Origin of the sequence: Pseudomonas sp. B21-012, assembly GCF_024749305.1 — a bacterium.
GTDB lineage: Bacteria > Pseudomonadota > Gammaproteobacteria > Pseudomonadales > Pseudomonadaceae > Aquipseudomonas.
The window spans coordinates 5,543,198-5,564,609 of sequence record NZ_CP087197.1 but is presented as its reverse complement, the minus strand read 5'-3'; the positions used below and the strand labels follow the sequence as shown (position 1 = coordinate 5,564,609).

The window sequence follows — 21,412 nt, the reverse complement described above, 5'->3', positions numbered from 1 at the left end:
GAGCGGATACGAAAACGGGGCTGAGATCAGCCCCGTTATACAGGTTTATCGACCCTGGCAGGCGTCGACGCGCAGCCAGCGTTCCAGCTGCTTGAAGGCTTGCACCAGCAAGAAGGAGATCAGCAGGTAGAACAGGCCCGCCGCGAAGAAGATCTCCACCGGCAGGTAGGTCCGGGCGATGATCGTCCGTGCCATGCCGGTCAGTTCCAGCAGGGTAACGGTACTCGCCAGGGCACTGGCCTTGAGCATCAGGATCACTTCGTTGCTGTAGGCCGGCAGGCCGATGCGGGCGGCACGCGGCAGCATGATGTAGAGCATTGCCTTGGCCCGGGACATGCCCAGGGCCCGCGCCGCTTCGATCTCGCCACGGGGGATGGCTTGCAGCGCGCCACGCAGGATTTCTGCGATGTAGGCGGCGGTGTGCAGGGTCATGGTCAGCACCGTGCACCAGAACGGATCGCGCAGGTACGGCCACAAGGCGCTGTTGCGCACGGCATCGAACTGGGCCAGCCCGTAATACACCAAAAACAGCTGCACCAGCAGCGGCGTACCGCGGAAGAAGAAAATGTAGCCGTAAGGCAGGGCCCGTACGTACCAGAGCCGCGAAGAGCGGGCGATACCCAGTGGAATGGCGAGGATCAGCCCGGCGATGACCGCGATGGCGACCAGCTCGAGCGTCAGCGTGGCGCCCTGGGCCAGGCGGGGCAGCCACTTGATGATGACTTCCCAGTTCATTGGTTGGCCCTCGCGAAGCCGCGACCGGCGCGTTTTTCCATGAAGTGCATGCCGGTCATGGCCAGGACGGTAAGGCCCAGGTAAATGATGGCGGCGACCATGTAGAAGGTGAAGGGTTGCTTGCTCACGGTCACGGCGATTTGCGAATGACGCATGATTTCTTCCAGGCCGATTACCGAGACCAGCGCGGTGTCTTTCATCAGGATCATGAACAGATTGCCCAGCCCCGGCAGGGCGATGCGCCACATTTGCGGCAGCACCAGCCTGGAGAAGATCCGCCCCTTGGACAGGCCCAGCGCCAGGCCGGCTTCACGGTGGCCCTTGGGGATCGCCAGCAGCGCACCACGGAACACTTCCGTGGCATAGGCGCCGAAGCACAGGCCCAGGGCAATCACGCCTGCGGCAAAGGCATTGAGCTCAAGGCCGGGAATATTCAGAAGCTCGCCCAGCCGGTTCATCAGGCTGACGGTGCCAAAGTAGATCAACAGCACCCAGAGCAGCTCGGGCACGCCGCGAACCAGTGTGGAGTAGAAACCACCCAGCCATTGCAGGGGTTTGTAGGGTGAGGTCTTGGCCAGGGCGCCAAGCAGTCCCAGTACCAGCCCCAGGAGCAGGGCCGACAATGCGAGTTTGACGGTCATCAGCGTCCCGGCCATCAGGGCCGGACCGAATCCGTAAAGATCAATATTCATGGGCAGGTTTGTTCAAGGGACCGGCATTGCCTGCAGGGCAATGCCGGTCGGGGCGAATCAATAGATGCTGAACGGGAAGTATTTGTTGTTGATCTTCTCGTAGGTGCCGTCGGCAACGATTTCTTTCAGGGCGGCGTTGAGCTTGTTGCGCAGTTCGTTGTCACCTTTGCGCACAGCGATACCAACCTTGTCGCTTTCGTTCACCGGATCGCCTTTGAACTCGTAGTTTTTACCGGCTTCGGACTTGAGCCAGTCGTAGTTGGCGTATTTGTCAGCCAGCAGGGCGTCGACGCGTCCCGAGGTCAGGTCCAGGTAGGCGTTTTCCTGGGTGTCGTACAGGCTGACCTTGAACTTGTTGTCCATGCCGCCGTTATCGTCCAGCCAGATAGCTGCCTGGGTAGCGCGCTGAGTGCCGAGGGTCTTGCCTTCGAGCGACTTGGGATCAGTCTTGAAGTCGACGTTTTTCGGGGCGATGAACTGCTGCTTGTTCGAGTAGTACGGGTCGGTGAAGTCCACCGCCTGCTTGCGCTCGTCGGTGATCGACAGCGAGGAGATGATGAAGTCGGACTTCTTCGCGTTCAGGGCGGGAATGATGCCGTCCCAGTCAGAAACCACCACTTCACACTCGACCTTCATCTTCGCGCACAGGGCGTCGCCGATGTCTTTGTCGAAACCGACGACCTGGCCACTGGCGTCCTTGTTGTTGAACGGCGGGTAGGCCGCCTCGATGCCCATCTTCAGTTTCTCGGCAGCCATGGCATTGGCCGAGAACACCAGCGTGGCGGCAGCGGCCAGGAGGAATTTCTTATAGGTCTGCATGCGTGTTGCTCCGTTAGCGGTTGCTGGACATGAATTGTTTACAACGCGCCGAGGTCGGGTTTTCGAAAACCTGCTGCGGCGTTCCTTGCTCTTCGACCAGCCCCTGGTGCAGGAAGACGACTTCGCTGGACACCTGGCGGGCAAAGCCCATTTCGTGGGTAACCAGTAGCATGGTACGGCCTTCTTCGGCGAGGGCACGGATAACGTTGAGCACTTCCTGGACCATTTCCGGGTCCAGGGCCGAGGTCGGCTCGTCGAACAGGATAACCTTGGGCTTCATTGCCAGGGTGCGGGCAATGGCCGCACGCTGTTGCTGGCCACCGGACAGCTCGGCCGGGTAGCTGTGACGCTTGTTGTGGATGCCAACCTTGTTCAGCAGCGCCTCGGCATGCTCGATGGCCTCGGCCTTGCTCTGGCCGAGCACCCGGCGCGGCGCCTCGATGATGTTGTCGAGGATGCTCATGTGCGGCCACAGGTTGAAATTCTGGAAGACAAAGCCGATCTCGCTGCGCAGGCGATTGATCTGCTTGTTGTCGGCGGCCACCAGTTCACCGTTTTTTGCCGCCTTGAGCCTGAGCTCTTCGCCGGCCACCAGGATCTGGCCCTGGTGCGGGTTTTCCAGCAGGTTGATGCAGCGCAGCAGAGTGGACTTGCCGGAGCCGGAGGATCCCAGGATCGAGATCACGTCGCCATCACGCGCGGTCAGCGAAATTCCCTTGAGGATTTCCTGGTCGCCGTAGCGTTTGTGCAGGTTGCGGATTTCCAGCGCGGGCGTGGCCTCAGCCATGTGCGGTCCTCATGTGTTCTGGTGCGCTCCTGCTGTTAGCGGCCTTCCTGGCGAGGCGCCAAGCTAGCATAGCGGTCCGAAGACAGCCAATAACGTCGGGAGAGGCAATCGGTTGGTGGGAGGGCGGGTGTCGCATCGCTGCAGTGGACTGTCGCGCAGATGTCCGCCTACCCTCGTTTCCAGGGCCGGAGCCTTGATGAAAAAAGGCGCGATGGTGCCAGTTTTGGCCGTTTCTGGGAAGTCGTTTCTGACCTTGTGCACAGGTTCGGGCCTTTATCTAAGGCTTTGGTTGTACCTTTGGGTTGTACCTTTTTGGTCGTAGGAAGTGCATGAGGTGTTACCGGTGACGAAGTGTGGTGCACCCGGGGCATTTGTAAGTGGGTATTTCAGTAATTGGTCTATTCCGCCGGTTTTTCAGGGTCTTTCGGTCAAGTCTTGGCCGAAAGACCTGTAAGCCTTGTTAAACGGGACTGTGAGAATTTTCGAACGAACGGTCATCGGCCTGGCGCGGTAATTGCGTTATCGATCGGCAACAGGATGTAGCACTCTTTTTGAAGAGCGCGACTCGAGTAGCAGGATCAAAACGCCATTTCTCGCAAAGGTAGTTTTATGAGCGGTACGCACAATTCCAATGACCTCGCTCAGGGGCTCAAGCAGCGGCATGTGACCATGCTGTCGATTGCCGGTGTCATCGGCGCCGGGCTGTTCGTCGGCTCCGGCCACGCCATCGCCGAAGCCGGCCCTGCGGTCTTGCTGGCCTATGCCGCGGCCGGGACCCTGGTGGTGCTGGTGATGCGCATGCTGGCCGAAATGGCCGTTGCCTCGCCGGATACCGGTTCGTTTTCGACGTATGCCGACAAAGCCATCGGCCACTGGGCCGGCTTTACTATCGGCTGGCTGTACTGGTGGTTCTGGGTTCTGGTGATTCCGCTGGAGGCCAACGCCGCCGCAACCATTCTGCATGCCTGGTTCCCCGATATCGGCATCTGGGTGTTTACCCTGGTGATCACCTTGCTGCTGACCGCGACCAACCTGTTCAGTGTGAAGAACTACGGTGAATTCGAGTTCTGGTTCGCGTTGCTCAAGGTAGTGGCGATCATTGGCTTCATCATCCTTGGTGTGGCTGCGATCTTCGGCCTGCTGCCCAACAGCCAGGTCAGCGGCGTCAGCCACCTGTTCGACACCCAGGGCTTCATGCCCAACGGCATGGGCGCGGTGCTGGCAGCGATGCTGACCACCATGTTCTCGTTCATGGGGACTGAAATCGTCACCATCGCTGCCGCCGAGTCGAAAGACCCGGGCAAGCAGATCACCAAGGCCACCAACTCGGTGATCTGGCGGATCTTCCTGTTCTACCTGGTGTCGATATTCGTGGTCGTGGCCCTGGTGCCGTGGACTAACAGTGACCTGGCCGAAGTCGGTTCGTACCAGACCGTGCTCAACCTGATGGGCATCCCCAACGCCAAGCTGATCGTCGACATCGTCGTGCTGATCGCCGTGACCAGCTGCCTGAACTCGGCGCTGTACACCTCCTCGCGCATGCTCTTCTCCCTGAGCAAGCGTGGCGATGCGCCGGCCATGGCCCAGCGCACCACTTCCAGCGGTACCCCATACGTGGCAGTGGTGCTGTCGACTGCGGCGGCGTTCCTCACCGTGATCGCCAACTACCTGGCACCTGCCCAGGTATTCGAGTTCCTGCTGGCGAGCTCCGGCGCCATTGCCTTGCTGGTGTACCTGGTGATCGCCGTGTCGCAACTGCGCATGCGTCGTCAGCGTATGCAGCGCGGCGAGAAGATCGCCTTCAAGATGTGGCTGTTCCCGGGCCTGACCTGGGCGACCATTGCCTTCATCGTCGGCATCCTGACGGTGATGCTGATCCGTCCGGACCATCGTATTGAAATCGTCGCGACCGGCTTGTTGTCGATTGCCGTGGTCGCCGCCGGGCTGCTGGTGGCGCGCAAGCGCAAGGCCGAGGCGGCCGGGCGGGCGGTGCTGAACAACTGATGTGATGCGGATGCAATGACAAAGGCCACGATCTGTGAGGATCGCGGCCTTTTTGTTTTGGCCGTAGCGGGCTCATCGCGGCTCACGCGGTGGGCTTTACCAGTGCTCAGGTCGCTCACTGCGCTGATGCAGAAATCGCAATACCTGGACCCGTCCGTCGAGCAAGCGGTACGGGGCAATAAAGGCGATGTGGGCGAGCACCAGCTCACGCACATCCGGCACTGGCGAGGGGCGGCCTGCACCTGGGAAGTGTTCGAGAATTTCCAGGCTGCTCAATATGCCCTGAACCATTGCAAAGGCCGTTTTGCTGCCTGCCTTGAGCTGATAGTGCTCGAAAATCGAATCCAGGTCGCTTTCAGCCTTCGCCGTCAGTGCAATCATCTTCGCGTTTCACCCACTTTGCCTTGACCTCAGAGAGGTCGGTCAGGTTGCCAGTGTCGGCATCGCTGATGCCGGCAGCAATCGCCTGCACGTGCCATGACTCGGCTTCGACATAGCGCAGCAAAGCGCGCTTGAGGTGATATTGGCGATCTCGATCGGTGGCGGCTGCCAGTTGATCGAGCTTTTCGGCGAGGGATGCTTCGACGCGAAACGACAGAACCGGGGAAGCCATGTCTACGCTCCTGACTTTGTATACGTTGTAAACGGTCAACAAAGGTTAGGTGGCGTCGAGGCGATGGTCAATCGGCCAGGGACCTGTGGTCGATGTAGGATTTCTCTTTGAGGGGATCTGGCCCCCGAGGAATCAGGAGCCAGGCAAGCTGTCAGCCAAACTTCTTCTGCTGCTTGGCCACCGCCTCGGACGCGCTGATGTAGGCTTCCTGGAACTCGTCGCTCTCGAGCCAGGCCATGGTCGTGGCTTCGTCGGCGCCGTCCAGCCATTTGCGGTAGGCGGTGAAGACCATGACGATGTAGTCGGTGGCGTGTTCTTCCTTGTGGCCCTTGAGCACCAGGGTCAGCAGCGGGTCGACCAGGAACACCGAGATCAGCGCGACCAGGCCGGTTTCCTGGGCTTGCTTCATTTTTTCGAACAGGGCGGTATAGCTGCCCGACTCCATGGCTTTGTTGAAGACCTGCTCGACGCTGGCGCTGGAGCTTTCGCCCGAGCTCTTGACCGCCTGGCCGCTACGCACCATGCGGTTTTCGCGGGCCTTGTTGGCGGCGCGCTTGGCGCGTTTCTGTTGTTTGCTGCTGGAGGCCATCGGTGAACCCTTGTGCTGAGCCGGATAAATTCTGCGTATTGAATCGCAGTTGGCCGGGAAACCCAAGTGCCGCCGACGGCCTGGAGCAAGCTCAGGCCGGTTGCGCCAGCTCGCCGCGGTCTTCCTCTTCGAGCACGCGCGCGGCGCGGTCTACCAGCAGGGGGTCAGGTTGGTGGGCGACACTCAAGTCCTTGCCGGGGTAGTCCAGCGAGTGCAGGAAGTGGCGGATGCAGTTGATCCGCGCGCGTTTTTTGTCGTCGGATTTGATTACCGTCCACGGTGCATCGGCGGTGTCGGTGTGGAAGAACATTGCCTCCTTGGCAGCGGTGTATTCGTCCCACTTGTCCAGCGACTTGATGTCGATCGGCGACAGCTTCCAGTGCTTGAGCGGGTCGTCGCGGCGGGAGATGAAGCGGCGCAGCTGTTCTTCGCGGTTCACCGAGAACCAGTACTTGAACAGCAAGATGCCGCTGTTGCACAGCATGCGTTCGAGCTCCGGCGCCTGGCGCATGAACTCCAGGTATTGCAGCGGCGAGCAAAAGTCCATGACCCGCTCGACCCCGGCGCGGTTGTACCAGGAGCGGTCGAAGAAGACCATTTCACCGGACGTGGGCAGGTGCTGGACGTAGCGCTGGAAGTACCACTGGCCCTTCTCCTGCTCGGAAGGTTTCTCCAGGGCGACGATCCGTGCGCCACGCGGGTTGAGGTGCTCCATGAAGCGCTTGATGGTGCCACCCTTGCCGGCGGCGTCGCGGCCTTCGAACAGCACGACGATGCGCTGACCGGTTTCCTTGACCCAGCTTTGCACCTTGAGCAGTTCGATCTGCAGTTCGTGCTTGGCCTTTTCGTACTCGGCGCGGCGCATGCGGTTGCTGTACGGGTAGCTGGCCGGCAGCTTGGCCGAGGCGCTGTCCTCGTTGGAGCCGCGCGGCGCCGAGGCGACTTTCAGGGCTGCCGGTTGCTGGCTGATGGCGCTGATTTCGCTTTCGGCAGCGGCGCTGACAGCAGGCTTGCGCGGACGCCGTGGACGGGGGGTGGCAGCTTTGCGTGCCGGGCTTGGGCTGGGGCTCGCAGGTGTTTCAGCGGCAGGCGAGGGCAGGGGCAGGGCAGTGGATTCTTCGCTCATGGGGAGGCCTGTTGGTTCCTTCTAATATCCTCAGAGCATTTTATCGACGCCGGCCAGGGGCATATTGACGGTGGTCAACAGCCCTTGGCATAGCGCCATCAGTACCAGTATTTCGGGTAGCTGTTGGCCTGGCGCGCATTGTTCAGGCACCAGGCCACGGCGACGATCACCAGCGAGCCGGCCAGTACCGGGGTAATCACGAAGCTCAGCGGTGCGTGGCTGGCGATCACCACCAGCGGGTTGGCCCCGGCTGGTGCGTGCAGGGTGCGGGTTTGCTGCATGGCAGCCAGGGCCAGGCCGACGGCCAGGGCTGCGCTCCACCAACTGTCGCCGAGGGTATGCAGCACTGCCAGGCCCACCAGGGTGGCAATTACGTGGCCGCCGATGATGTTGCGCGGCTGCGCCAGCGGCGAGTCGGGCATACCGAAGGCCAGCACGCAGCTGGCGCCAAACGGGGCCATCAGCCACAGCGCGCCGGACACCTGGCTGAGCCAGCCGGTGGCGCCGATCGCCAGGGCCGCGCCAATCAGTGACAGCAGGCTGAAATGCAGGGAAGGGGCGGCGGGCGCCTTGGATTTGAATGGCATGGGTGCAGTCTCTGGCTGGGCAATGTGCGCTGAGGATACCGATCGGTTTACCTGCAAGTCAACCGATCGGTATACACTGCTGGTAACTGTCCTGATCGAAGGTGTGGCATGAGTACGTCCGAGAAAATCGCCGAGTCGGCGCTGCAGCTGTTCTACCGCCAGGGTTACCACGGCACCGGGGTCGAGCAGTTGAGCCAGGAGGCCGGGGTGACCAAGAAAACCCTGTACCGGCATTTCCCCAGCAAGGAGTTGTTGATCGAGGCGGCGCTGGAACGTCGCGATCACGATTTCATGACGCGCCTAGAAGGCGCTCTGGCGGCCGTTGAGGCAAAAGCGCGGCCGTTGGCCTATATCGACTTCATCGAGGCCTGGGCGCGCTCTGAAGACTTTTACGGCTGCGCCTTCATCAACGCCTCGGCCGAGTACGCCGGGCCGGCCGAGCCACCCCATGTGCTGGCCAGATTGCACAAGGACAAGGTCATGGCCGCACTTGAGCAGGCCTGCCAGCAGGCGGGGTGCAAGCAGCCGGCTGCGGCGGGGCAATTGTTTCTGATCGGCGAGGGGTTGATCGTGGCGTCGCAGGTCGGCGGGGTGCAGGTGCCGCTGTTCGAGGCGGCGCGGTTGATAGTGGCTGCGCTGGCCTAGCGCAGCATCCCGCAGATCTGATTGCCTTCGTAACCATGGATGATCGGCGCCAGGATCATCATCGGGCCACAGGCGTACATGGGCGAGCTGATGGTCTGCCTGGCGTTGAACAGCACGACCTGGTCGCCATCGATGTCCGGGCCATAGGCCACTTCACTGTAGGTCCTGCACACCGGCAGTAGCAAAGGCACCGGCACGACCACAGCCCAGAGGGTGACGCCGCACCATTCGCGGGTGACGTCGGATTTCTCCGATTTGCTGACCTTGGGGGTGATGTTCTTCAGGCGCAGGATGCGATGGGCCGCGGTGGGGTAGGTGTCTTTGTGCGGCAACACCACGGTTGCGCCGACACAGCCGGTCAGGCTCAGCAGTATGGCGACGGCAACGGCAATCGATTTCATCCCTGGCTCCGACAAGCTCGCGGCATTTCCGTGCGCGAGCAGGCCTGCGTTCGCTGATAAATCGCAGGCATGAAAAAAGCCCCAAGGAATCACTTCGCTTGGGGCTTTTCGGTATTAGTGGTGCCCAGAGACGGAATCGAACCGCCGACACGGGGATTTTCAATCCCCTGCTCTACCGACTGAGCTATCTGGGCAACGGGGCGCATTAAAAGGGTTTTTCGGATTTACGTCAACGACTTTTTGAAAATTTTTTAAATTAATTCCGTCGCTTACGATTTTCCGGGGTTATTCGCTAGGTGGAACGTAGCCTTCGGCCTTCTCGTAATCCTGGCCGGAGAAGAACTTGTCCATCTCGCCCTGGAGGAATTTGCGGTCCTCGGCGTTCATCATGTTCAGGCGCTTCTCGTTGATCAGCATGGTCTGCTCTTTCTGCCAGTCGGCCCAGGCTTGCTGCGAGATGTTCTCGAAGATGTCCTGGCCCTTGGCGCCCGGGTAGGGGGCACGATCCAGGCCTGGCATTTCTTTATGGTACTTGCGGCACATTACGGTGCGGGTCATCGCGACTCTCCTGTAAGCAATACGTCGGCCGCGCGTTTAAGCAGTTTTTTCACCGGGGCGGCAAGGCCCAGGCGCGGCGGGGTGGCGAGGTTATACCAGAGCCAGTCGGCCTCGGCCACGTGGTCGCTGGTGGCGTCGACGCGCACCAGCCAGGGCTCGATGGCCAGCTGGAAGTGGCTGAAGGTGTGGGTCAGGCCGTCCAGCGCCTGGCTGCCGGCCAGGCTCAGGCCGTGCTGGTCGGCCAGGTCGTCGATCTGTTCGACACTGTCCAGCTCCGGCAGGCTCCACAACCCGCCCCACAGGCCCGTGGAAGGCCGCCGGTAAAGCAGGATGGCGCCTTGGTGGTTGGCCAGCAGTGGCATCAGCGTGCGCTTTTGTGGCAGCTCCTTGCGCGGCTTGGGCACCGGGTAGCGGATCTCCTGGCCGAGCATGTGCGCCTCGCAACCGACCTTGAGCGGGCACAGCAGGCAACTGGGCTTGCTGCGGGTACACAAGGTCGCGCCCAGGTCCATCATCGCCTGGGTATAGTGATTCACCCGGCTGTGCGGGGTATAGCGCTCGGCATTGGCCCATAGCGCCTTGGCCACTTTCGGCTCGCCGGGGTAACCCTCTTGCGCGGTGTAGCGGGCCAGCACGCGCTTGACGTTGCCGTCGAGGATCGGCGCACGCAGGCCCATGCTGATACTGGCAATGGCGCCGGCAGTGGACAGGCCAATGCCGGGCAGGTCGGTGAGTTTCTCGACATCGCGGGGGAATTCGCCGCCATAGTGCTCGACAACGATCTTCGCGGTCTTTTGCAGGTTGCGCGCCCGGGTGTAGTAACCCAGGCCCGTCCACAGGTGCAGCACCTCATCCTCGGGTGCTTCGGCCAGGGCCTGGACCGTCGGCAGCGCCTGCATGAAGCGGTCGAAGTAGTTGAGCACGGTGCTCACCTGGGTCTGCTGCAACATGATCTCCGAGACCCACACCCGGTACGGGGTGATGCCCTGTTGCCAGGGCAGGTCGTGGCGGCCGTTACGGTCGTACCAATCCAGCACGGCGCTGGAAAACTGCTCGGGGCTCATCGCTTGAACAACCCCTTGAGCGCGTCCTTGAGTTCCGGGCTGACCTTGTCACCGAGCTTCTCGTCGATCTTCTCGCTGAGTTTTTCGCTGACCTTGTCGCCAGCCAGCTTGGCCGCGACCTTGCCCAGGCCGTCTTTATCCAGGCGGCAAGCCTTGGCGCCCAGTTCCAGCGGGCCACGGCAGCGCAACGGCAGTTCAAGGCCGACATAGCGCTCGCCGACCTGGCAGGCCGGGTCGGGCATGTCGCGCTTGTCGCCCTCGACGATCACGCCAATGCGGTAGTCCATGCCCAGCACGCGCAGGTCGAGGTCGCCATGGCCGTTGACGGTCAGGCCGGGAATGCGTGCCTTGAGGTCAGGGTTGCTGGCCACGCCGTTACGCATTACCAGGCTGCCCTTGAGCTCCTGGAACGGCGTGTCCTTGCCGCGTGGCTCGCCACTCAGGGCCTTGCGGTTGAGGGTGGCGATGGCCTGGCACAGTTGCTGTTCGAGGTTGGCGTTGACCAGGATACCGTCGTTGATGACGAAGCTGGCGTTGCCGTTGAGGGTGTCGACCAGGGCTTTCTGGCTGTTGCCGGTGGCGGTCAGGTCGCTGTTGAGGGTCAACAGACCCTTGACCGGTGGCGTGCCGGTTTCGCTCTTGATGAAGTGCTCGACCGGCACCCGGTTGATGCGGGTGTTAAGACCAATCTGCGGCACGGCTGGGCGTACATCGAGTGTGCCCTTGCTTTCGAAGTCGCCGTTGTACAGGCCGCCGCGCAGGGTTTCCAGGGTGATCAGGCCGCCTTGGCCCTGGGCCTTGAGGTGGGCGTTTTCGATCGGCAGCTTGTCCAGGGTCAGCTGGCCAAATGTCAGGTCGGCCTGCAGGTCGACCTTGCGCAGGCGGTCAACCGGCAGTAGCTTGTCGTTGCTCCAGGCCACCTGGGTCGGCGCGTCGGGCAGCGGCGTGGTACCGGCACCGGCGAGGGCACCGGCCTCTTTGCTCTGCACTTCGGCCTGGCGTGCGGCCTTGGCGCCCTGGGCTGCCTCGCTCTTGGCCAGCAGGTAGCGGTCGGCGTCGAACTTGTCGGCCTTGAGCTGCACGCGCAGGGCCTGCTTGGCGAAGTCTTCAATGGCCAGGCGGCCGCTGAAGGTGCTGTCGTCGAGCTTGATCGCCAGGTCTTCCAGGGCCAGGCTGTTCGGCGTGCCTTGCAGGCGGGTGACCAGCTCGACCTTGCCCAGGGTGCTGGCGTCGGCCGAGGCCGGCAGCGGGTGGCCGATGCTGTCGAGGAAGTTGCGCAGGTCGAATTGGGCAATCGACAGGCCGCCGCTCAGTTGCGGGGTTTTGTCGAGGTCGCGCAGGTTCAGCTCGCCGAGGGCGCGCAGCTGGTTGGCCGAGAGCTTGAGGCCGTTCCATTCGGCGACGTTGGCCGCCAGATCGACCAGCAACTGGCCCTGGGCGGCGAAGGTCATGGTCTTGCCTTGCAGCGGCTCGCCCGAGGCTTCGCCGCTGAGTTTCATGTCTTCGAACTGGTAGCGCTTGAGCCGGCGATCGAAGCGCAGCTCGCCGTTAAGCTCGGTGCGCGCTTTGACCACTGGCTGGCCGGAACTTAGGAAGGCGGTCATCTTCAGCGGGATGTTCACCCCTTCATGCACCGCGCCGGTGCTCAGCTGGATGCTTTCGGCGCCGAAGCTCTGGCCGCTGCGGGCATCGTTGTACTGCACGCGGGCGTTGTTGACGGTCAGGCTGTCGATATCGAGCTTGACCGGGCGCTCGCTGGCGCTGGCGCTGGCGCTGCTAGCCTGGGCCGGGGCAGTGCTGGCGCTTTCGGCCGGGGCCGGGGTGGCAGCGGGCAGTGGCTTGCCGATGTCTTCCCAGTTACCGTGGCCATTTTCGTCACGGCTCAGGGTCAGGTTCAGGCCCTCGACGCGCACATCGCTCATTTGCACTTCACGGCGCAGCAACGGCAGCACGCGTACCGACAGGCCAAGCATCTGCAGGTCGGCAAACGGCACTTTCGGGTTGTTCAGGGTGGCGATGCTGGCTTCATGCAGCTCAAGGCCCAGCCACGGGAACAGGCTCCAGCCAATGTCGCCATTGAGCGTCAGCTCGACGTGGGCCTTGTCGCGTGCCAGCTGGCGAATCTCGTCTTTGTAGTCGTTGGGATCGAAGAGGTGGGTCAGGGCGAAGCCCAGAGCCACAATGATCAGCAACAACCCGAGAAGCACCAGCCCCAGGATTTTGCCGAACGCTTTCATGGGCGAGTCCTTGTAGTCCGATTTCTAAATTCAGCCGCAGAGTATAGCGCTGCGGTTATCACCGCTGGGTGATATGGGGCGAAGGTTTAGTCCTGCATAAGTGTCGGATTCGACAACGCATGGCATGACAGTTCCTTGCCGGGGGGATCAGTTGCAGAACAAACGACGGTATCAGTTAGCGCTAAGTGACCACGGCAAATGCTACTCTCTCGCCGCTCTCAGGCCCTGCTGCGGCCATTTGTCGCGCAAACGGGGCCGTTCGCCAATAACAACGACCAGTTGCCAAAGCGCCAAGGTCGCGGGCGGTGAGCGCTTCATTCCTACGAGGGGAACACAACAATGAGCAGCAGCATCACGGCCGGAACCGTCGCCAGCGCGCCCGGCTTCCTGTCCAAGGAGCGGATCATCGCCCGTCCGGGCTTCAACCGCTGGTTGGTACCGCCAGCGGCCCTGGCCATCCACCTGTGCATCGGCATGGCCTACGGTTTTTCGGTGTTCTGGTTGCCGCTGTCGCAGGCCATCGGCATCAGTGCGCCGGTTGTCTGCTCGGAACAGACCCACTTCCTGATGCGCATGTTCACCACCGAGTGCGACTGGCCGATCTCGATGCTCAGCTGGATCTACACGCTGTTCTTTGTCTTCCTGGGGTGCTCGGCGGCCATCTGGGGCGGCTGGCTGGAGCACGCCGGGCCGCGCAAGGCCGGGGTGGTCTCGACCCTGTGCTGGTGCGGCGGCCTGCTGATTTCCGCCTTTGGCGTCTATACCCACCAACTGTGGCTGATGTGGCTGGGCTCCGGGGTGATCGGCGGTATTGGCCTGGGGCTTGGCTATATTTCCCCGGTCTCGACCCTGATCAAGTGGTTCCCGGATAAACGCGGCATGGCCACCGGCATGGCGATCATGGGTTTTGGCGGCGGCGCCATGGTCGGCGCGCCGCTGGCGGCAGCGCTGATGAACCACTTCGCTACGCCCGGCGACGTTGGGGTCTGGCAGAGCTTCGTGGTCATGGCGGTGATCTACTTCGTGTTCATGCTCGGCGGCGCCCTGGCCTATCGCGTGCCGCCTACCGGCTGGAAGCCTGAAGGCTGGACTGCGCCGCTGAAAAAAGCCGGCAACGCGATGATCACCCATCGCCATGTGCATGTCAGTGTGGCGTGGAAAACCCCGCAGTTTGTGTTGATCTGGCTGGTTTTGTGCCTGAACGTTTCGGCAGGTATCGGCATTCTCGGCATGGCTTCGCCGCTGCTGCAGGAGGTTTTTGCCGGCAAGCTGCTGGGCAATGACCTGAGTTTCAGCCAGCTCAACGCCGCGCAATTGGGCCAGATCGCCGCGATTGCCGCCGGTTTTACCGGTTTGCTCAGCCTGTTCAACATTGGAGGGCGCTTCTTCTGGGCGTCGTTCTCCGACTATATCGGGCGCAAAAACACCTATTTCGCGTTCTTCGCCCTGGGCGTGGCTCTGTATGCGCTGGTGCCGAACATGGGCCACCTGGGCAACATCGCCCTGTTCGTGGCGGCGTTCTGCATCATCCTGTCGATGTACGGCGGCGGTTTTGCCACGGTGCCGGCGTACCTGGCCGACTTGTTCGGTACGCAGATGGTCGGTGCCATTCACGGTCGCCTGCTGACCGCCTGGGCCGCAGCCGGGGTGCTGGGCCCGGTGCTGATCACCTACCTGCGCGAGTATCAGCTGGCGCTGGGCGTGCCGCGGGCGGCGGCCTATGACATCACTCTGTACATCCTCGCCGGGCTGCTGGTGCTGGGCTTTGTCTGCAATGCGCTGGTGCGGCCGGTGGCCGACAAGTACTTCATGACCGATGCCGAGCTTGCCGCCGAACGGGCCCTGAGCCACGACCAGGGCAGCGCCAGCGAGCGCGTACTGGAGTGGAAGGCCGACCCGGCCAGCAAGCCTTTGGTGCTGGCGGCCTGGCTGGTGGTCGGGGTGCCGCTGGCCTGGGGGATCTGGGTGACGTTGCAGAAGACTGCGGTGTTGTTCAACTAGGTCTGCCCTGTAGGAGCGGGCTTGCCCCGCGATGAACCCGCATTCGATCGCGGGGCAAGCCCGCTCCTACATGAAGTAGCTGAAAATTGCCGGATCGCAGGTAAATTCCCTGCCACGCGTCATCTGCGTTTCAAGCCGCGTGCTTCTGGGCCTATAATGGTCACCTTTTTCGCCCAATGATTTTGCGGAGCTGGTGATGGTCGAACGTAAGGCTTCCGTCGAGCGCAATACTCTGGAGACCCAGATCAAGGCCTCGATCAACCTGGATGGCAGCGGCAAGGCCCGATTCGATATCGGTGTGCCTTTCCTTGAACATATGCTCGACCAGATCGCCCGACATGGGCTGATCGACCTCGATATCGAGTGCAAGGGCGACCTGCATATCGACGATCACCATACTGTCGAAGACGTCGGTATCACCCTCGGCCAGGCCTTCAACCAGGCCATCGGCGACAAGAAGGGCATCCGCCGCTACGGCCATGCCTACGTGCCGCTGGACGAAGCGCTGTCGCGGGTGGTCATCGACTTCTCCGGCCGCCCGGGCCTGCAAATGCATGTGCCATACACCCGCGCTTCGGTGGGCGGCTTCGATGTCGACCTGTTCCAGGAGTTCTTCCAGGGCTTCGTCAACCACGCCAACGTCACCCTGCACATCGACAACCTGCGTGGGCACAACACCCACCACCAGATCGAGACCGTGTTCAAGGCCTTCGGCCGCGCGCTGCGTATGGCCATCGAGCTGGACGAGCGCATGGCCGGGCAGATGCCATCGACCAAGGGTTGCCTGTAATGCAGACGGTTGCCGTTATCGACTATGGCATGGGTAACCTGCACTCGGTGGCCAAGGCCCTCGAGCACGTGGGCGCCGGCAAGGTTCTGATCACCAGCGACGCCGAGGTGATTCGCGAAGCCGACCGCGTGGTGTTCCCCGGTGTTGGCGCGATCCGCGACTGCATGGCCGAAATCCGCCGCCTGGGCTTCGACAGCCTGGTGCGCGAAGTCAGCCAGGACAGGCCGTTCCTCGGCATCTGTGTGGGCATGCAGGCGCTGCTCGATCACAGTGAAGAGAACGACGGCGTCGATTGCATCGGCCTGTTCCCGGGCAATGTGCGCTTTTTCGGCAAAGACCTGCACGAAGACGGCGAGCACCTGAAAGTGCCGCACATGGGCTGGAACGAAGTCGCCCAGAGCATCGATCACCCGCTGTGGCACAACATCCCCGAGCGTGCGCGCTTCTACTTCGTGCACAGCTACTACATCACCGCCGGCAAGCCGGGCCAGGTGGTCGGTAGCGGCCATTACGGCGTCGACTTCGCCGCAGCGCTGGCCGAAGGCTCGCGCTTTGCCGTGCAGTTCCACCCGGAGAAGAGCCATACCCATGGCCTGCAGCTGCTGCAGAACTTCGCCGCCTGGGACGGGCGCTGGTAATGGGCAAGTCCAGGGCCAAGCCGCCGATCCTCACGCTGGCGCCGGAACAGGAGCGTGAAGCGCTCGATACCCTCAAGCGCTTTCTCGAAGACCGTTTCGAGCTGCAGCTGGGGTCGTTCGAGGTGGCCGAGGTCCTGGAACTGTTCACCAAAGAGATTGCCCCGCACTACTACAACAGGGCGATTTTCGATGTGCAGAACCACCTCAAGGAACGGTTCGAGAGTATCGAGAGCGACCTCTGGTCGCTAGAGAAAGGCAGCTGAAAGCGACAAGCTGCAAGAGAACAGACGCGCATGCTTGCAGCTTGTAGCTAGCAACTTGCAGCTCTTTTTTACGAAGGAAAAAAGCATGCTGATTATCCCCGCTATCGATCTCAAGGACGGTGCTTGCGTACGCCTGCGCCAGGGCCGCATGGAAGACTCCACGGTATTCTCCGACGACCCGGTGAGCATGGCCGCCAAATGGGTTGAAGGGGGCTGCCGCCGCCTGCATCTGGTTGACCTCAATGGCGCCTTCGAAGGCCAGCCGGTCAACGGTGAAGTAGTCACCGCGATTGCCAAGCGCTACCCGAACCTGCCGATCCAGATCGGTGGCGGTATCCGTTCGCTGGAAACCATCGAGCACTACGTCAAGGCCGGCGTCAGCTACGTGATCATCGGCACCAAGGCGGTGAAAGAGCCGGAGTTCGTCGCCGAAGCCTGCCGCGCCTTCCCGGGCAAAGTGATCGTCGGCCTGGATGCCAAGGACGGTTTCGTCGCCACCGACGGCTGGGCAGAAGTCAGCTCGGTGCAGGTCATTGACCTGGCCAAGCGTTTCGAAGCCGACGGCGTCTCGGCCATCGTCTACACCGACATCGCCAAAGACGGCATGATGCAGGGCTGCAACGTGCCCTTCACCGCCGCCCTGGCCGCTGCCACCAAGATCCCGGTGATCGCCTCTGGCGGTATCCACAACCTCGGTGACATCAAGGCCCTGCTCGACGCCAAGGCGCCAGGCATCATCGGTGCGATCACCGGCCGCGCCATCTACGAAGGCACCCTGGATGTCGCCGAGGCGCAAGCCTTCTGTGACGCCTATTCGGCTAGCTCCAAGTCGTAAGCTGCAAGCTGCAAGTCAAAAGCGCGACCGAGTCGCTCTTTCTTGCAGCTTGAAGCTTGAAGCTTGCAACTCGAGGTCTACCTATGGCTTTAGCCAAACGCATAATTCCCTGCCTCGACGTCGACAACGGCCGGGTGGTCAAGGGCGTCAAGTTCGAGAACATCCGCGATGCCGGCGACCCGGTGGAAATCGCCCGGCGCTACGATGAACAGGGCGCTGACGAGATCACCTTCCTCGACATCACCGCCAGCGTCGATGGCCGTGACACCACCCTGCATACCGTCGAGCGTATGGCCAGCCAGGTGTTCATCCCGCTGACCGTGGGCGGCGGCGTGCGCACCGTGCAGGACATCCGCAACCTGCTCAACGCCGGTGCCGACAAGGTGTCGATCAACACCGCCGCGGTGTTCAACCCGGAGTTCGTCGGCGAAGCTGCCGCGCACTTCGGCTCGCAGTGCATTGTGGTAGCCATCGATGCCAAGAAGGTCTCGGGCCCGGGCGAAACTCCGCGCTGGGAGATCTTCACCCACGGTGGGCGCAAGCCGACCGGCCTGGACGCGGTGGAGTGGGCGAAGAAGATGGAAGGCCTGGGGGCCGGCGAGATCCTCCTGACCAGCATGGACCAGGACGGCATGAAGAACGGCTTTGACTTGGGCGTGACCCGCGCCATCAGCGATGCCCTGGGCATTCCGGTGATCGCTTCCGGAGGTGTCGGCAACCTGCAGCACCTGGCCGACGGGATCATCGAAGGTCATGCCAGCGCAGTGCTGGCGGCGAGTATCTTCCACTTCGGTGAGTACACCGTGCCCGAGGCCAAGGCGTTCATGGCCAAGCAGGGTATCGTCGTTCGCTGAACTTGAAAGCTGATCGCGGGGCAAGCCCGCTCCTACCGTAGGAGCGGGCTTGCCCCGCGATAGCTTTCAGCCCAGGTTCTTGCCCAGTAGCGCGTGATACAGCTCGCTGTCGCCAAGAATCCCCACCACTTTGTTGCCCTCTTGAAGCACCAGCTTGTTGCCGGTCTGGTAGCGGATCTGCAGGGCTTCGCGCATGCCGATGTTGGCATTCACCAGGGTCGGTTTGCGCCCCAGGCCTTCCACCGCTTCACCCGGTGCCCAGTTTTGCAGGTCCATGCCGTTGGCGCCCTGGCGCGCACCCTTGATGGTGTTGCCTTCGGCCAGGTCCAGCCAGGAGTCGCCACCCGGGTCGAGGCACACCGAGCCGTTGATGCGTTTGCACTTGTCCAGGGTGCGCATCAGGCTGCGGCCGCACAGCACGTTGAGCGGGTTGGTGTGGGCGACGAAGGTGCGCACGTAGTCGTCGGCGGGGTTGAGGACGATTTCTTCCGGCTTGCTGTACTGGATGATCCGCCCGTCTTTCATGATCGCAATACGGCTGCCCAGCTTCAGGGCTTCGTCCAGGTCGTGGCTGACGAAAACGATGGTCTTGTTCAGCTTGCGTTGCAGCTCCAGCAGCTCGTCCTGCAGTCCCTGGCGGATCAGCGGGTCGAGGGCCGAGAAGGGTTCGTCCATCAGCAGGATGTCGGCGTCCATTGCCAGTGCCCGGGCCAGGCCGACGCGTTGCTGCATGCCGCCCGAGAGTTCATCGGGCTTCTTGTTGCGCCATTGGGTCAGGCCCACCAGTTCGAGTTTTTCATCGACCAGCTTGCGCCGTTCCTTCTCCGGGCGGCCCTGCATTTCCAGGCCGAAGCTGATGTTCTCGCGCACCGTCAGCCAGGGCATCAGGGCGAACTTCTGGAACACCATGGCGATGCGCTTGGTGCGCATCATCTTCAGTTCCGCCGGGGTGCAGTGGGCGATGTCGATATGCGAGCCTTCGTGCTCGACGAACAGCTTGCCGCGGCTGACGGTGTTGAGGCCGTTGATACAGCGCAGCAGGCTCGACTTGCCCGAGCCGGACAAGCCCATCAACACGCAGATCTCGCCCTTGTTGATGTCCAGGTTGGCTTTCTCGACACCGACCACCAGGCCGGTCTTCTTCAGGATCTGTTCGCGGGTCATGCCCTGGTCGAGCAGGCTCAGGGCCTCGCGCGGTCGGCTGGAGAAGATAACGTCTACGTCTTCGAAGCGAATAATGCTCATGCTTCACTCCTTACCGGCGCGTCGGGTTGTTTGCAGATACGGTCGAGCATGATTGCCAGCAACACGATCGCCAGGCCCGCTTCAAAACCCAGGGCGATATCGGCGGTGTTCAATGCGTTGACCACAGGTTTGCCCAGGCCGTCGGCACCCACCAGCGCGGCAATCACCACCATCGACAGCGACAGCATGATGCATTGGGTAACGCCGGCGGCGATGCTCGGCATGGCGTGGGGCAGTTCGATGCGCGACAGCAGCTGGCGGCGTGAGCAGCCGAAGGCCTTGCCGGCGTCGAGCAGTTCCTGGGGCACGTCACAGATACCCAGGTAGGTCAGGCGGATCGGTGCGGCGATGGCGAACACCACCGTCGAGATCAACCCGGGGACCACCCCCAGGCCGAACAGGGTCAGGGTCGGGATCAGGTAAACGAAGGTAGGTACCGTTTGCATCAGGTCGAGGACCGGGCGCATGGCGGTGTAGAACATCGGCTTGTGTGCGGCGAGGATGCCCAGCGGCACGCCGATGGCCACGCAGACCAATGTCGCGAACAGCACCTGGGCCAGGGTCTCCATGGTCTCCTGCCAGTAACCGAGGTTGAGGATCAGCAAAAATGACAGTACGCAGAATGCGGTCAGCGCCCATTTGCGCTGGATCAGGTGCGCGATTACTGCAATCAGGCCGATCAGGACGAAAGGATTGAACCAGGTCAGTGCCCCGGTCACGCCATGAATCATGTATTCCAGTGCTGCCGCGAAGGCATCGAAGTAGTTGGCGCCGTGTTGCGTCAACCATTCAACGAAGCCTGCGATGTACTGGCCCAAAGGGAGTTTTTCATCGATCAGCATGATAGCGAGCGTCCACCTGCAAAAGTTTGAAGACAGCCTGCGGCGGGGCCAGCCCGCCGCAGGCAGTGCTTACTGCGTGAGTTTGGCTTTGGCTGCCTCCAGGCCAGGCTTGCCGTCAACGGTGGTGACCCCGGCCAGCCAGGTGTCGAGCACCTGCGGGTTGTTTTTCAGCCAGGCCTTGGCTGCGGCGTCGGGTTTCATCTTGTCGTCCAGGACGTTGCCCATCAGCTTGCTTTCCATGTCGAGGGTAAAGGACAGGTTCTTCAGCAACTGGCCGACGTTGCTGCATTCCTGCACATAGCCCTTGCGGGTGTTGGTGAGGACGGTGGCCTTGCCGTAGTCGGGGCCGAAGAAGTCATCGCCGCCGTCCAGGTATTTCATCTTGAAGCGGGTGTTCATCGGGTGCGGTTCCCAGCCCAGGAACACCACGGCGGTGTCACGGCGCTGGGCACGTTCGACTTGCGAGAGCATGCCGGCCTCGCTGGACTCGACCACCTTGAAACCGGCGTCCTTGAGGCCGAAGGCGTTCTTGTCGATCATGCTCTGGATGGTGCGGTTGCCGTCGTTGCCCGGCTCGATGCCGTAGATCTTGCCGTCCAGCTCCTTCTTGAACTTGGCAATGTCGGCGAAGTTTTTCAGGCCCTTGTCGTACAGCGCCTGGGGCACCGCCAGGGTGTACTTGGCGTTCTCAAGGTTGGCCCGAACGGTTTCCACGGTGCCGGCATCGCGGTACTGCTTGATGTCGTTTTCCATGGTCGGCATCCAGTTGCCGAGGAACACGTCCATGTTCTTGCCATCGGCCAGCGACTTGTAGGTCACCGGTACCGAAATCATCGTGGTCTTGGTCTTGTAGCCCAGCGACTGGAGCACGACGCTGGTGACCGCGGTGGTCACGGTGATGTCGGTCCAGCCGACATCGGAGAAGTTGACGGTGTGACACTGCTCGGGCTCGGCGGCCTGGGCCAGCACCGGCAGACTCAGCACTGCGGCCAGCAATAGCGAGGGTGAACCTTTCATTCGATGGACTCCTGGGTTTTTTTCTCGGATGTCCCACGGGACCGCCGTGCTTTATGGTTTGCATTCGGTC

At 62.0% G+C, this 21,412-nt stretch carries 24 protein-coding genes and 1 tRNA gene; 8 read left to right on the top strand and 17 right to left on the bottom strand.

Going from position 1 to position 21,412, the window contains the following annotated elements; all coding sequences use genetic code 11:
* Positions 1-45: 45 nt before the first annotated feature.
* Genes LOY37_RS25620 through LOY37_RS25605 form a run of 4 tightly spaced genes read right to left on the bottom strand, consistent with a single transcriptional unit; the run spans position 46 to position 3,033 of the window.
* The gene (locus tag LOY37_RS25620) at positions 46-735 is read right to left on the bottom strand and encodes an ABC transporter permease (RefSeq protein WP_093378590.1); all 690 of its coding nucleotides are present in this window, start codon (positions 733-735) and stop codon (positions 46-48) included.
* A complete protein-coding gene (locus tag LOY37_RS25615; RefSeq protein WP_045202307.1) occupies positions 732-1,427 on the bottom strand; it encodes an ABC transporter permease in 696 nt (231 codons plus the stop codon). The genes LOY37_RS25620 and LOY37_RS25615 overlap by 4 nt, the downstream gene beginning before the upstream one ends.
* A 57-nt stretch (positions 1,428-1,484) precedes the next feature.
* Entirely contained in the window at positions 1,485-2,246 is a 762-nt protein-coding gene (locus tag LOY37_RS25610; RefSeq protein ID WP_123565278.1) for an ABC transporter substrate-binding protein, read from the bottom strand.
* A 13-nt stretch (positions 2,247-2,259) separates the two neighbouring features.
* Complete coding sequence (locus LOY37_RS25605; RefSeq protein WP_038998282.1) at positions 2,260-3,033, bottom strand: ABC transporter ATP-binding protein; 774 nt, start codon at positions 3,031-3,033, stop codon at positions 2,260-2,262.
* 609 nt (positions 3,034-3,642) lie between these two features.
* Here LOY37_RS25605 and gabP point away from each other — a divergent pair.
* On the top strand, positions 3,643-5,037 hold the full coding sequence (gene gabP, locus LOY37_RS25600; protein WP_258595238.1) for a GABA permease: 1,395 nt from the start codon (positions 3,643-3,645) through the stop codon (positions 5,035-5,037).
* Between the two features lie 96 nt (positions 5,038-5,133).
* Here gabP and LOY37_RS25595 read toward each other — a convergent pair whose 3' ends face one another.
* From LOY37_RS25595 to LOY37_RS25575, 5 genes are all read right to left on the bottom strand, one after another.
* A complete protein-coding gene (locus LOY37_RS25595; RefSeq protein WP_258715991.1) occupies positions 5,134-5,418 on the bottom strand; it encodes a type II toxin-antitoxin system RelE/ParE family toxin in 285 nt (94 codons plus the stop codon).
* A complete protein-coding gene (locus LOY37_RS25590) occupies positions 5,393-5,650 on the bottom strand; it encodes a CopG family ribbon-helix-helix protein (RefSeq protein ID WP_045202358.1) in 258 nt (85 codons plus the stop codon). Before LOY37_RS25590 ends, LOY37_RS25595 begins: the two co-directional genes overlap by 26 nt.
* 151 nt (positions 5,651-5,801) lie before the next feature.
* The gene (locus LOY37_RS25585; protein ID WP_045202356.1) at positions 5,802-6,239 is read right to left on the bottom strand and encodes a hypothetical protein; all 438 of its coding nucleotides are present in this window, start codon (positions 6,237-6,239) and stop codon (positions 5,802-5,804) included.
* Positions 6,240-6,330: 91 nt separating this feature from the next.
* Complete coding sequence (ppk2, locus tag LOY37_RS25580) at positions 6,331-7,365, bottom strand: polyphosphate kinase 2 (RefSeq protein ID WP_258715990.1); 1,035 nt, start codon at positions 7,363-7,365, stop codon at positions 6,331-6,333.
* A 98-nt stretch (positions 7,366-7,463) separates the two neighbouring features.
* Positions 7,464-7,952 (bottom strand): HPP family protein, encoded by a 489-nt coding sequence (locus LOY37_RS25575; RefSeq protein WP_093378607.1) that lies wholly within the window; start codon positions 7,950-7,952, stop codon positions 7,464-7,466.
* Positions 7,953-8,060: 108 nt separating this feature from the next.
* Between LOY37_RS25575 and LOY37_RS25570 the strand changes: the two genes are divergently transcribed.
* Complete coding sequence (locus LOY37_RS25570; protein ID WP_258715989.1) at positions 8,061-8,597, top strand: TetR/AcrR family transcriptional regulator; 537 nt, start codon at positions 8,061-8,063, stop codon at positions 8,595-8,597.
* On the opposite strand, the gene LOY37_RS25565 is transcribed toward LOY37_RS25570, so the two are convergent.
* From LOY37_RS25565 to LOY37_RS25545, 5 genes are all read right to left on the bottom strand, one after another.
* Positions 8,594-8,998, bottom strand: coding sequence for a hypothetical protein (locus LOY37_RS25565; protein WP_258715988.1), 405 nt, complete (start codon positions 8,996-8,998; stop codon positions 8,594-8,596). The genes LOY37_RS25570 and LOY37_RS25565 overlap by 4 nt on opposite strands.
* Before the next feature lie 118 nt (positions 8,999-9,116).
* Positions 9,117-9,192, bottom strand: a tRNA-Phe gene (locus LOY37_RS25560).
* Between the two features lie 91 nt (positions 9,193-9,283).
* Positions 9,284-9,556: an oxidative damage protection protein gene (locus LOY37_RS25555; RefSeq protein WP_115084908.1), complete on the bottom strand. Its 273-nt coding sequence runs from the start codon at positions 9,554-9,556 to the stop codon at positions 9,284-9,286.
* On the bottom strand, positions 9,553-10,620 hold the full coding sequence (gene mutY / locus LOY37_RS25550; protein ID WP_258715987.1) for an A/G-specific adenine glycosylase: 1,068 nt from the start codon (positions 10,618-10,620) through the stop codon (positions 9,553-9,555). The genes LOY37_RS25555 and mutY overlap by 4 nt, the downstream gene beginning before the upstream one ends.
* Positions 10,617-12,857, bottom strand: a complete 2,241-nt coding sequence (locus tag LOY37_RS25545) for an AsmA family protein (protein WP_258715986.1) — start codon at positions 12,855-12,857, stop codon at positions 10,617-10,619. Before LOY37_RS25545 ends, mutY begins: the two co-directional genes overlap by 4 nt.
* A 339-nt stretch (positions 12,858-13,196) precedes the next feature.
* Here LOY37_RS25545 and LOY37_RS25540 point away from each other — a divergent pair, with 339 nt between their 5' ends.
* The 6 genes from LOY37_RS25540 to hisF all read left to right on the top strand — a co-directional run bounded on the left by LOY37_RS25540 (position 13,197) and on the right by hisF (position 18,238).
* Complete coding sequence (locus LOY37_RS25540; RefSeq protein ID WP_195885213.1) at positions 13,197-14,858, top strand: OFA family MFS transporter; 1,662 nt, start codon at positions 13,197-13,199, stop codon at positions 14,856-14,858.
* A gap of 196 nt (positions 14,859-15,054) precedes the next feature.
* A complete protein-coding gene (gene hisB / locus LOY37_RS25535) occupies positions 15,055-15,648 on the top strand; it encodes an imidazoleglycerol-phosphate dehydratase HisB (RefSeq protein WP_028942262.1) in 594 nt (197 codons plus the stop codon).
* A complete protein-coding gene (gene hisH / locus LOY37_RS25530) occupies positions 15,648-16,286 on the top strand; it encodes an imidazole glycerol phosphate synthase subunit HisH (RefSeq protein WP_045202336.1) in 639 nt (212 codons plus the stop codon). The genes hisB and hisH overlap by 1 nt, the downstream gene beginning before the upstream one ends.
* Complete coding sequence (locus LOY37_RS25525; protein ID WP_036995008.1) at positions 16,286-16,549, top strand: DUF2164 domain-containing protein; 264 nt, start codon at positions 16,286-16,288, stop codon at positions 16,547-16,549. The genes hisH and LOY37_RS25525 overlap by 1 nt, the downstream gene beginning before the upstream one ends.
* A gap of 85 nt (positions 16,550-16,634) precedes the next feature.
* Positions 16,635-17,384 carry a 1-(5-phosphoribosyl)-5-[(5-phosphoribosylamino)methylideneamino]imidazole-4-carboxamide isomerase gene (hisA, locus tag LOY37_RS25520; protein WP_093378627.1) on the top strand — a complete coding sequence of 250 codons (750 nt, stop codon included), beginning with the start codon at positions 16,635-16,637 and terminating at the stop codon, positions 17,382-17,384.
* 83 nt (positions 17,385-17,467) lie between these two features.
* Positions 17,468-18,238 carry an imidazole glycerol phosphate synthase subunit HisF gene (gene hisF / locus LOY37_RS25515; RefSeq protein ID WP_010221324.1) on the top strand — a complete coding sequence of 257 codons (771 nt, stop codon included), beginning with the start codon at positions 17,468-17,470 and terminating at the stop codon, positions 18,236-18,238.
* A gap of 66 nt (positions 18,239-18,304) precedes the next feature.
* Here hisF and choV read toward each other — a convergent pair whose 3' ends face one another.
* The 3 genes from choV to LOY37_RS25500 all read right to left on the bottom strand — a co-directional run bounded on the left by choV (position 18,305) and on the right by LOY37_RS25500 (position 21,342).
* Positions 18,305-19,483, bottom strand: coding sequence for a choline ABC transporter ATP-binding protein (gene choV, locus LOY37_RS25510; protein ID WP_093378632.1), 1,179 nt, complete (start codon positions 19,481-19,483; stop codon positions 18,305-18,307).
* Entirely contained in the window at positions 19,480-20,328 is an 849-nt protein-coding gene (gene choW / locus LOY37_RS25505; protein WP_176794313.1) for a choline ABC transporter permease subunit, read from the bottom strand. The genes choV and choW overlap by 4 nt, the downstream gene beginning before the upstream one ends.
* A 66-nt stretch (positions 20,329-20,394) precedes the next feature.
* Positions 20,395-21,342 carry a choline ABC transporter substrate-binding protein gene (locus LOY37_RS25500; RefSeq protein ID WP_093378641.1) on the bottom strand — a complete coding sequence of 316 codons (948 nt, stop codon included), beginning with the start codon at positions 21,340-21,342 and terminating at the stop codon, positions 20,395-20,397.
* Positions 21,343-21,412: the final 70 nt, after the last annotated feature.